The sequence below is a fragment of the Microcoleus sp. Pol8_D6 genome (genome assembly GCF_036700965.1).
Lineage (GTDB): Bacteria > Cyanobacteriota > Cyanobacteriia > Cyanobacteriales > Microcoleaceae > Microcoleus.
Genome location: NZ_JAUBPW010000039.1, coordinates 49324 through 60121 on the forward strand (window position 1 = coordinate 49324; position 10798 = coordinate 60121).

A 10798-nucleotide genomic window follows, 5' to 3' on the forward strand; every position below is an offset into this window, starting at 1 on the left:
ATCCGGTTTCTCCCAGAAAGCGGGTTTCTAAAGTTACGAGTTTGCCAGTCATTGTTGCTATGACTTCTTCGTCTCCGTTACAACTTAACTAAATCTTTAATTTCTCCCAAACATTGTTTAAAACCGAGAACTTGATTCAAGAGGTAAAGCAGATGGGACAGACAAAATTAGTCGATCAGTTTAATCAAGATGGATATGTTAAGCTCCGGGGCTTTTTTTCAGAAGCCGAGATGAGAATACTGATCGAGGATATTAAAGAAGCCGATCCGAAGCACATTGACAATAATCTGAATAAAGGAAGCTTAACTTTTCACAGTCAGCTATTCCAATACAGTGAAAAGATCCAAAACTTCATCTCTCAACCCCGACTTGTGGAACTGCTTGCACAATTCATTGGTTCAAATTTCTGGGTGCGGTGGGATCAGGCAGTAGCCAAAGGACCAGGAGCAGAAACCTTTCCTTGGCATCAGGACAATGGCTATAGCAACCTTAAGGATAATCACTATCAACTGTGGATTGCACTTACGCGAATGACCCCCGAAAATGGTGGACTGTGGTTACAACCGGGCAGTCACAAAAAACGGCTGCCGCACAAAGTTGAAGGTAACTATGCTGTGTATGATGGAACTCCTGACAGTCCACTCTTCATTGAAGCAGAAGCGGGGGATATTGTTTTGTTTTCCTCGCTGACACTTCACAGTACCACACCTAATGTTTCCCAGGAAACCCGCTGGGCTTACGTGATTGAGTACATGTCCCTCAATCACGTCGATCCTTCTATCAAACCACCCTATTTTGTGGTTGCCCGTAACGGTAAATCCCAGCCAGAGTTTGTTAATCTTCATACAGGTTTCCTGAACCCCTGGAATCATTTGAAATACGTTGGTTATCGCTGGAATCTCAAGCAAATGTGGCCAAGCAGGCTGAAACTACTTCTAAAGAGATCAGAGTTGGTAGGAAAGAAGTAATACCAATTCTTACTGTACCCTCACTAGGTGAAGCCCGAACGTACTTCGTAAGTCATTCGTATTTCACCTAGAACCCTAGAAGCATTAGGTTGATTTAACCGGATTTGATATCACTTAGTTATTACTTCAACGCCCGATCGCTCTAATTCTATATCTGTCAAAGAGACTGCTTTCCGGCTGAAAATTTGGAAGTAGAGAGAAACAAAAAACTCTTTGACTGGAAAAACGATAAAAGTCAAAGGATTAATTGTGACGATGATATTCCGCGCATCGGCTTTAGCTTGTTTGACAACTTGCTGCGCTACCCAATCTGGCGACATAATGCCGATCGGGTTTAAGTTGCTTTTAAATGGCCCTAAAATCAGTTTGCGAACGATGCAGGGCGCGTCCAGTCGCCGCAGGGTGACTAAATCTCCCAGGGCGCGCTTGCTGAGCTCGTACAGGGGACTGACAGCGGGAATTACTTCTGCTTCTGAAGTGTTGATCCAGACTTCTTTGCAAGCGATGTTTTCGTTAGTGCGGACTGTTAAGAAAAAGAGTTCCATCAGCCGCCACGCTGAAAAAGTGTTAATTTCGTAGGAGTTTGCGATCGCCTCTCCTGTTCTTTCTCCGTGTACATTAATCCCGTGATTGATGACGAGAATATCGATTTTTTCTAAAAATAGGGCTAAGTCTGCCTCTTGGCCAGCTTGCCAAGTAACGGTTTTTACAGGTAAACTTTCGCCGTCTAAATTCAAAGTAATTTCCTCATTTCCAGAGGTGAGGGCGATCACTTTTGCACCAGCTTTGTGCAGGTGTTTGAGTAGCGAACGACCTAAAGTTCCCGATGCACCGGTGACGGCTATAGTTTTGCCTTTGAGAGAAAGTGCTGTACCCATAAGTTTATCTATTAAGGTGAAAGTACCGCAATAGTAAGCATTTTGATTGTCGAAGTGATGCCGCCAGTGATAAGGCTTATTAACTAACCACTGGCCCGGGGGAGTCAGAAAATCTCCCGGTTGGTGGGTGATGTCGGTTAATTCGTCTGCGCCTTTGATGCCGCACCCGCGGGCGATCGCGCTCAACAAAAAGCCTAAAGTATAAATACAACCGGCTGCTGCACCCCAGTGGTATTGCGGCAACCGAAAATAAGCTACAACCCACAGCAACAAGCCCAAAACCATCATCGCCACACCTTCGGGTACGTCGTGACGCCAATGTGCTTGCTTGTAAATTGTCTCGCTGACGGGAGTCAAATTCGGGCGGAAAACGCGGTGATGCCAAGTGTGCAGCTTTTGCAGGGGTGCCCAATAATGGGACACGACGTGATAAAAGTCTCGTATTATTTCTGCCCAGCAGACAGAAACTATTGCCACAGCGCCGACTATCAAGTAATTTACCATGCTCGCACCAGTTTGAAATTTGAGATATTAGATATTGTCTGCTTTGAAAGATAACTCAAAATGGCTTTTATTGCTAGTCTGGGAGTTGACTCAGGCGTTTTAAAATCTGCAAAACCCGGTACAATTCATTGCCGGGATTGGAAATAACAAATTCAGCCGATCGCGCATACTGGGGAGTTTCGCCTTTAACTAACTTGACAAAATTGAAGTTAGCACCTGTAGAAATCATTCCAAAACTAGGAGTTTCAGGGTTGAGATCTGCCAGCATATATGTCAGGAGTTGGGCAAGTGCTTCGTCAGTTGAAAATGAAAGTTGTTTGGATTCAATTACTGTCACCCACAAGTTTGCTTTCATAATTAGGATATCTATTCTGCCTTCGATGATTCGGCCTTCGTCTTCCTCTTGAATGGCGATGGACTTTTCGGCTTTGACGTAAAAAGGAGACTCGTACAGACCGGCCATAAACAAAATGGGGCTGATGATTGTTAGCTTGACTGCATTTTCCAATACAGGGGAGTTGTCTACCAAGTTGAAGTATATGTCTTGGACGTGATCGAGCAACTGTTTTTCTGAGTCTGTTACTTCTGCTAAGTTTTCTTGCCATTCTCGGAAAAATTCACTGTTGCGAACTCGCTGTAAACCGAAGTTATCGATGAGATAGCGGAGGTTGATATCTCTTGCTTGAAGTTTTTGCATAATGATTAATAACGGCTGTTAGGGTTGTTAATAAGTTTAGCCGAATTGAGATTGTTAACCGCAGATGAACGCAAATGAACGCAGATGAAATTCCGAGTAAGTTAATTTGACCCAGATGTCTGTTCATTGGGATTTGCGAGCACAATTCGCTGTAAATTATTCTATTTTGGGGCCAATATACCCAATGATTATCTTTCCGGGACCTAATTCTGTGCAGAAATGGAGTCGCCAAGCTCCCGGTGTCATGCGGATGTGTAAACTGAAAATACGCTTTTTCCCGTCAAGACACTGAATATTTAGTTGCTCTCTAAGCTGCTTAAGTCTTGACTCACTCTCTGGAGATGCCTTACTAGGAAGATTATCCAAATTTAGCGCTCCGTCTGTCCAGCTTTTAGATAATTCATCAAGCTCAAATAACTTTCTGACAACTTGTCGTAACATTTTCGGATCGACAAGGCTTTCTATCTGTTGGCTGACGCGATCGCAAAATTCCAGGCTGGAGAATAACTCATCTCGACGGTTCCACAGCTCCCAACCGTCAACCACCGCTGTTTGCTGACGTTTCTTAATCCACTCAGCGTGTTCGAGAACGTGGTTTTTCTGACTAGCATGAAGAAACTCTACACTTTCTTCTATTAGCTCTCCATTCTCATCAAGTTGTATCAAATCTAAGTTGATACGACTAGCATTCCACAGCAATTCTGAATGCAGACTAATGACTAATGTTTCAAGGTAGTAAGCAACTTTAAAGCTTTCGGATTGAATACCCTGTAAACTCAACTCACAACTAGGGTCTTCAACTTTTATTTTAATCTCTATATCTGGAATATCAACGGATAAAGGAGTCTTAGTTGCAAGCGTTCTCAGAAAAGTCCGCTCGTCTTTATTAACTTCACGATCGTTAAGCCAACGAGAAAGAGGATAGTTTTCTGCCAGTGTAATAGCCAAAAAATTTTCTTTAGTACGCATTGCCTTTAATCCACAGCCTTTAGCTGCAACCATCGTCCTAATCAATTCTGCCATCCATTGTCGTGCCGTAGAAATATCAGGAGCCAGAGTCCGCCCAGACAGTTCATTAAACACCATCTCCAAATCCATCGCTTATTCTCCTTCCACCGCCGGTTTCAACAAAATCTCCAAGCTGTTGTCCCACTCATCAAAAAAACCCTTTGGCCATGAACCAATTCGTCCGTTGCGATCGATTTTTGGCGATATTACCTCAGTCACAGCTTGTCTTTCTTTTTCTTTATTGTCACGGTGGAAGTAGTGCAACTGAACATCTTTCGGGTCAATTTTGCCCCCGTGAACCGCAAGGCGAATCCCATTTAAAACATGATCGCTGTGAGTTTCTATCACAACTTGAACCCCACCGCTAGCTGCCAAAGCTAACAATTCACCCATTTTAACTTGTCCTTTCGGATGGAGATGCGCTTCAGGATTTTCAATTAAAATGATTGTACCAGGTGTTGATGCAAGTGCCGCTACAATAATCGGTAAAGTGTAGCTAATTCCAAATCCCACATTAGTTGCACGGTAAGGATTGCTATCTCCATAGGAATATTGAAAACTCATTAAATCGACATCTGATTTAGCCTCAATTTTAAGGCGCGTACCCGGACTAATTTCTCCCATCCACGCCTCAACTTGGTCTATCAACTCCATTGATTTTACTTGAACATCACCTGGTTCAATCTTTGATTTTACATCAGGATGGCTGAGACTACTATTAGGAATAACTTGACCCGCTTTCACAGAAAGAAAATGTGCAGTATATTCACCTTTAATACCGAGTTGGTCAAGCTGTCGTACTTGGTAGTCTGACATTTCATTAAATGGACGCGGCCCGATCCGTTCTGCCTGGAGGTAGTGAAAGTTCTTACCAAAAAGATTCGATTGATACACTTCTGAACTAACTTGTTCTGACTCAAGGTTCAACACATCTACCTCTTTGTCATATTTGAAACGCCATAGCCCCTTGCTGTTGTGTTCCCAAACAATATCAAAACCAATTAATTCCTCTTTTGCTCCCTCAAAAAGTGCGTCTTGAGCAGTACCAATTTTCACTAAATCCCCATTAAGCGCTAACCCTTTTTCTGGTAATAAACCCTGTTGATAAGATTGTCGCAGTAGCAGGAGCGATTGCAATACAGAAGATTTACCAGTGCTATTTATGCCAGAAAATAAAGTCAATTTTCTGAATTCTAAAAGTTGATTTGCAAAAGGTTTGAAGTTAAGCAAATTTAGTGAAGTAATCATGCCAGCACCTCGTTAATTATTTGTTCAATTTTTCTAAATCTGTACTCTATTTTGTCAGCAGCCTGAGATATAGATGCCAGAAAATCTGGATCTTTATCTACATAATAGATAAATTTTTCAATTAAATTTTGCTTTTGATTTTTCAATACAGTAATTTGTTCTTCCGTAAGTTGACTGAGAGTAACTGACCAACATTCAAACAATGCTTTGTTAATTGGATACAGCCTATTTTGATTTTGATACATTTTACGAAAAGCACTTTTACCGAAAATCTCAAACGCTGCAATCATAGATTTTTTAAATTGTTTTTCAATCATATTTAATTGTTCTTCAGGCAAATTATTTACCTTAAATAAAGCGCGACTTAAAAACACACTTCTGTTGTCATTTGTGTCATTCTTGTAATCTTGATAAGATGTAAGTGTAAAAGCGAGAAACCCCAGTATAAACTCTCTGTCATCCATCCGCATTTTACGCAATTTGCTAATATTAGTAACTTGCTGAAATTCGGGTAAAAGAGCCAACTTAGCTAAAAACTTTGTTGCCTTACCGGGGTTGAGAGCATGGCGGAGTTCTTGAGGAGACATCGGCAACCCACCTGTATTAATCCGTTTAAAAATATTATATTTAACTTCAGGAGGTGTACCTTTTCCAATCAAATAAACTGTCACCTGAGTCTCCTCTATTCGACGCTGGTATCTGCGCCCGATTTCATCATAGTTTTTGCCTTCTAAATTGATCAAGTATTCTAGTCCGCGTAACCTAAGTGTTTGATCGCTCATAAATTGCTTGAGAGCAGATAGCCGCTGCAATCCATCCACAACTAACCATTTATCTTCATTAGTTGCATCTATATAAAAAGCGGGTAATGGAATCCGAATCAGGATCGACTCAATTAGTCTGCTTTTAGCGTCATCTTTCCAGATATTTGCATGGCGCTGAAAGTCCGGTGCTAAATCGAGAGCTTCCTCATTGATTCTTCTTAATAGTTGCTCGATAGTTGGTTCTTTGGTGAAAATATTAATTTTTTCAGGGTCATATATCAGTTTGTCTGTTTCATAGGCTTCAGCATCGTTATCTTCTTCCTGTTGCATTAAATTTAGTTCATCAAGTGTCGTATCTTGGTTAGATAATTGGTTGTAGGGTTCAGGCTGATCTACCATAGGGAATACTCCTTTGTATTAATATTTATTATGATTCGGTATTGTCCTATTAAAACTTGGATAACGCTCCTAGCAGATAAGAACATTCTCAAATATTATCGCACACATTCTCTCTTGTAGAGACGCTACAAATCGCATCTCTACAAATAATCCCTCTACAATCGGCAAGTTTGCCGTGCCCTTTCATCCTCCGGTTCTTGCCACCCAAAAGCAAAATGACTCACCGCATTAATTTGTGGCGTCGCAGAGCGAATTGCCGCCATTTGAATCTCCAAAGACGGCCGATTTTTGAGAGGTTTTCCCCAATCTCCAGCAATAGCAGGAATAATTTTTGCTCCTGCAGGCGCTAAACTTACAGTCCGCTGCACCTGTGGCACAATGCAGCTTACATCGCCGCAATTTCCGTAAGACATGGCGTGGAATTCTATAGCAGCCGGAAATGTGTCCCAAGGCTGCAATCTCGAATCATATCCCCCTTGATTTATCGCTTGATTTGCAGTGGGAAAAAACACCGCTCCTACGGGAATTCCCATCCTTTGAGCTGGTTGAATTGCTACCCCCAAAAAATCTAAAATCCCTTGGACGGCGTGAGCAACGCTTAGTTTCCACAGGTCTTTTTGCAGAATGCCGGTATCGGGAAGCCGCGGTGTCGGTGTCGGTTTTGGTGTGGGAGTTGCAGGGTTTGGCTTGTTACCGGCGGGAGTTGTTGAGACCGATCTTGATGCGGCATTCTGCGTTCTTGAAGGTGAAGTTGCTACTGACATGGCCTGCGGAATTCGACCCTGCCAAAGAGGTTCTCGCTCAGTTGGATACTGTTTGACTAATGCTTGAACGTCAGTAGTATTTATAAATCCCCTAGTCAAATATCGCTGAATTAAATCTCGCCCTTGCTGATTGCTAGCCCGCTGCAAAAGAACTTGCTGCGATGCTGGGCCATAAATCCACAAGTCTTGAACTTTGGTAGCAACTGAAGCGGGTCCGATGCCCCGTAGATAGCGAATGTAGTCGAACAACATTCCTTGGGGCTTGCGCTTGACTATTTGATTTACTAACAAAGTATAGTCTTGCCGTGCTTGCGGGTTGTACGGATCGATAAAGGCTTGATTGCCCGGAACTTCTCCGAAATCCTCGTTAATTGCTGCGTATTCGCTTACTGTTAAACTTGTCTGATTTTTACCGTTGATAGCGAGGGTTTGCTGTCTGTCTGGACGCTGAGCATAGCTATAGCCAAAGTTCATGGTAAATAACCAGGCGTAGACTTTTAAACCTCGCTGTTTGCCTTTGGCGATCGCCTTTTCTAACAAGTCGTATTTCTCGTAACCGCGATTTCTCAAAACAGAAGGCCAAACCGTAGGGTTGTCTGCTGCTGGTAGCAGCACTTGACCATCGTAAAACACTTCGACATAGACTTGGTTGTAGCCTTTATTCACAACTTTGTCTAATACTCGATCGAGTTCTCCGGGTCTGACATCGCAGGGATACAAACGCAACCAAACTGCTTGGGTTTCGGGCCAAGTTTTTTGGCGGCATTCTGCTATTTCCCGCGCGTGTTTGTTCAAAATAGCAAAATATGCTTGCTGAGATTCCCGTTTTCCCGACAGCGCGGCGCGGCGCAAGTCTTCTTTTTGATTGACTTGTTCTGGGGATAATTGGCAATAGGCTGATGTTTGGGCAAAAGCTGGTTGATTTCCCATAAAGGGCCACACAAGCTGGCTGATGAAGCTACTGGTTAAAACAGCAGTTACCGCACTTAAAAAGCGTCGCTGGTGTTGAAAATTCGCAAGGCGAGTTGGTGCAATTTTCATGGGAGAGTTGAATGGGGTTTTCTAGTTTAAATTGGGTGGCGATCGCATTTTGCCGATCGCGCTCAACAAGCAGCTACAAATTTTCTACTTTTTTCGGTTGACTTAGTTATGGCACAAGTCGATCGCACAATGCAAATTCTATCTGGTGGCTATTTAAATTCAATAAGGGCGATCGGGTAAGATAAGACTCGGCGATTAAACAGTTTTGCAGTATTTTTTCCCTAAATGCTGCATAAAAAAGCGCCTAGTACAGTGGGCGCTAAAAGAAGTTGATATTTCTACTAAAAATTGTTAACACTCAAATATCAAGGATGAAAGATGAATTATTAAAATTTATCCTCGATCCTAAATGTTGAGATTAAGCTCCTCTGTTAAGAGCAGCTTCAATCTGCTGAAATTCTGACTCAAGACGCTTTTTCAATTTTTCAGGAACCGGACGGTTTGGATAGGAACTGTAATGTCCTGCCAAAGAGTTTAATGCCGTCCGCATTGTCGTGAAAGAGGCTAGCTTGGTAAGAGCGGGATCGCGGCGGTAGGCAGCAAAAAAATCGTTGATACTTGTGCGAGCCTCGGCTTGAGCGGCTGCTTTTTCCGGCGTGCCCTCTGGCAAAGTGAGCGCTGTTCTCAAGCTCTTCACTAATGCTAATGTGTCTTGGCCATAATCTCCACTCAGAGTGGCCGGAACATTGGTACAGCCCGCTACGCCGATGACAACAACTAATATCAGGGCTAACAGACGGGAAATGTAATGCTTCATAAGGGTTAGAAAAATGGAAGCGAAAGCGGCAATCAAAATTAACCTTTATCCTATCTCGAATGGAGCTAATAATGCCAATTTTTAATTTTTTTTGTGCCCTTACCATGAAACAGAAAATTTGTCAATCCAAAATCTAAAATCTAAAATCTAAAATCGATTGATTTGTCCAGCAACGACGGAGAGAATTTGGGTTTGTCGCAGCCACTGAGCATCAAAAGCGCCTAGGTGAGTTGTAGTAATCAGAGTTTGAAATCGTTCTTGAATTGTTTCTAAAAGTTGATTTTGGCGGCTCAGATCGAGTTCTGCAAGTACGTCGTCGAGCAATAGTAAAGGCGCTTCGCCGACGACTTCTTCAATAAGCTGCAGTTCGGCTAATTTTAATGCTAATACCAGAGTTCGCTGCTGACCTTGGGATGCGTATTGACGAGCTGGGGTATTGTTAATTGTAAATGTAATGTCGTCGCGGTGGGGGCCGACTAAAGTGGTTCCTTGAAACTGTTCTGCGATCGCTCTTTTTTGAATTTTCTCTAAAAATGCTTGTCGCACTCCTTCGAGATTATCTTTAGCGATAAATTCCGCCCCTACTTCAATATTAGCATCGTATTTCACATCTAAAACTTCTGCTGAACCGCTAATTGAACCGTGCCAATTTCGAGCTAAAGGCATCAAACGCTCCAAAATTCGATCGCGCCTGCGGATCACGCGAGCGCCCGCTGTCGCCAACTGCGCGTCCCACAAAGCTAATTCTGAACTGGGAATGGGGGATTGGGCATTGGGCATTGGGCATTGGGCATTGGGCATTGGGAATTCTGCGATATTTGGGTCTTCGGGAGTTTCAGATCCGATAAATCGCATTTTATCAAAACCTTCAGAAAATTCCGCTTTCCTGATTTCTTTAGAACGTTTCAACAGAGCGTTTCTCTGGCGCAAAATTTGGTTATACTGCTGCAAAATGTGAGCGTAAATCGGTTCTAATTGGATGACTAGGCGATCGATCCAATTGCGCCTTCCTTCGGGCCCGCCGCGCACTAAGTCCAAATCCAAACAAGAAAATTGCACTACATTTAAGACGCTCAAAAAGTCTAAATGGCGGCGCAGTGGTTCACCGTTGATCTTCAGTGTCCGACGCGCCCCAGAGCGAAGAGTTAAAGCTAAGTCTATCGCTCCGGTTTGACGTTCGAGTGTAGCATCAATTTGCCCGATCGGCTTTGAGTCGAGTATTAAATCGCGATCGCGCCCTACCCTGTGGCTTTTTAAGGTAGAAAGCAACTCTACCGCTTCTAACAAGTTAGATTTTCCTTGCGCGTTATTTCCTACTAAAATAGTTTTGGGAGCGTCAAACGCTACCTTTTGATCGAAATAGTTCCGAAAGTGCCGTAGGTGCAGCGTTTTTAAATACATACTATTAGTAATTGGTAATTGGTAATACAGTCATCGTGGGCTGCACAACCGGGCGCACCTTACAGGGTGGCAACCGAGCGCTTTTACTATTGCGATTTTCGCCCCTCGTTGCCCTCGCAATGACATTATAACGAAGTAATAAATGTTTTATGGTGACACAATCTCTTTAGTCTTCATAGCGATTACTTTCGCTGGATGCCAGGGGTTTTCCACCCTGGCGAATGTTCAGAATAGTGCTAATGCGAGCGCTCTAGCTAATAAGGAAACATCAACCAGTATGCCTTAGCCATTATTAATACCAATTCTCCAAAATTATGCTACAGTATTTAGTGCCGATAGAATATAATCCCATCCCGTGATAGATGCGAT

General features: G+C 42.9%; 9 protein-coding genes. 1 reads left to right on the plus strand and 8 read right to left on the minus strand.

Going from position 1 to position 10798, the window contains the following annotated elements:
- Positions 1-152: 152 nt before the first annotated feature.
- Positions 153-968 carry a phytanoyl-CoA dioxygenase family protein gene (locus tag QUA10_RS16800; RefSeq protein ID WP_333083579.1) on the plus strand — a complete coding sequence of 272 codons (816 nt, stop codon included), beginning with the start codon at positions 153-155 and terminating at the stop codon, positions 966-968.
- Between the two features lie 110 nt (positions 969-1078).
- Here QUA10_RS16800 and QUA10_RS16805 read toward each other — a convergent pair whose 3' ends face one another.
- From QUA10_RS16805 to QUA10_RS16840, 8 genes are all read right to left on the minus strand, one after another.
- Positions 1079-2350, minus strand: coding sequence for a bifunctional sterol desaturase/short chain dehydrogenase (locus tag QUA10_RS16805; RefSeq protein ID WP_333083580.1), 1272 nt, complete (start codon positions 2348-2350; stop codon positions 1079-1081).
- Positions 2351-2423: 73 nt separating this feature from the next.
- Entirely contained in the window at positions 2424-3047 is a 624-nt protein-coding gene (locus QUA10_RS16810) for a restriction endonuclease subunit R (RefSeq protein WP_333083581.1), read from the minus strand.
- Between the two features lie 156 nt (positions 3048-3203).
- Entirely contained in the window at positions 3204-4145 is a 942-nt protein-coding gene (locus QUA10_RS16815) for a hypothetical protein (RefSeq protein ID WP_333083582.1), read from the minus strand.
- A 3-nt stretch (positions 4146-4148) separates the two neighbouring features.
- Entirely contained in the window at positions 4149-5303 is a 1155-nt protein-coding gene (locus QUA10_RS16820) for a DUF3696 domain-containing protein (protein WP_333083583.1), read from the minus strand.
- Positions 5300-6466, minus strand: coding sequence for a DUF262 domain-containing protein (locus QUA10_RS16825; protein WP_333083584.1), 1167 nt, complete (start codon positions 6464-6466; stop codon positions 5300-5302). The genes QUA10_RS16820 and QUA10_RS16825 overlap by 4 nt, the downstream gene beginning before the upstream one ends.
- A gap of 155 nt (positions 6467-6621) precedes the next feature.
- Positions 6622-8271, minus strand: a complete 1650-nt coding sequence (locus QUA10_RS16830) for a family 10 glycosylhydrolase (protein ID WP_333083585.1) — start codon at positions 8269-8271, stop codon at positions 6622-6624.
- Positions 8272-8629: 358 nt separating this feature from the next.
- Positions 8630-9028, minus strand: a complete 399-nt coding sequence (psb27, locus tag QUA10_RS16835; RefSeq protein ID WP_333083587.1) for a photosystem II protein Psb27 — start codon at positions 9026-9028, stop codon at positions 8630-8632.
- A gap of 147 nt (positions 9029-9175) precedes the next feature.
- Positions 9176-10429: a DNA replication/repair protein RecF gene (locus QUA10_RS16840; protein WP_333083588.1), complete on the minus strand. Its 1254-nt coding sequence runs from the start codon at positions 10427-10429 to the stop codon at positions 9176-9178.
- Positions 10430-10798: the final 369 nt, after the last annotated feature.

Coding starts and splice junctions, on each gene's coding strand:
- QUA10_RS16800 (WP_333083579.1), top strand. CDS start 153: ATGGGACAGACAAAATTAGTCGATCAGTTTAATCAAGATGGATATGTT.
- QUA10_RS16805 (WP_333083580.1), bottom strand. CDS start 2,350: ATGGTAAATTACTTGATAGTCGGCGCTGTGGCAATAGTTTCTGTCTGC.
- QUA10_RS16810 (WP_333083581.1), bottom strand. CDS start 3,047: ATGCAAAAACTTCAAGCAAGAGATATCAACCTCCGCTATCTCATCGAT.
- QUA10_RS16815 (WP_333083582.1), bottom strand. CDS start 4,145: ATGGATTTGGAGATGGTGTTTAATGAACTGTCTGGGCGGACTCTGGCT.
- QUA10_RS16820 (WP_333083583.1), bottom strand. CDS start 5,303: ATGATTACTTCACTAAATTTGCTTAACTTCAAACCTTTTGCAAATCAA.
- QUA10_RS16825 (WP_333083584.1), bottom strand. CDS start 6,466: ATGGTAGATCAGCCTGAACCCTACAACCAATTATCTAACCAAGATACG.
- QUA10_RS16830 (WP_333083585.1), bottom strand. CDS start 8,271: ATGAAAATTGCACCAACTCGCCTTGCGAATTTTCAACACCAGCGACGC.
- psb27 (WP_333083587.1), bottom strand. CDS start 9,028: ATGAAGCATTACATTTCCCGTCTGTTAGCCCTGATATTAGTTGTTGTC.
- QUA10_RS16840 (WP_333083588.1), bottom strand. CDS start 10,429: ATGTATTTAAAAACGCTGCACCTACGGCACTTTCGGAACTATTTCGAT.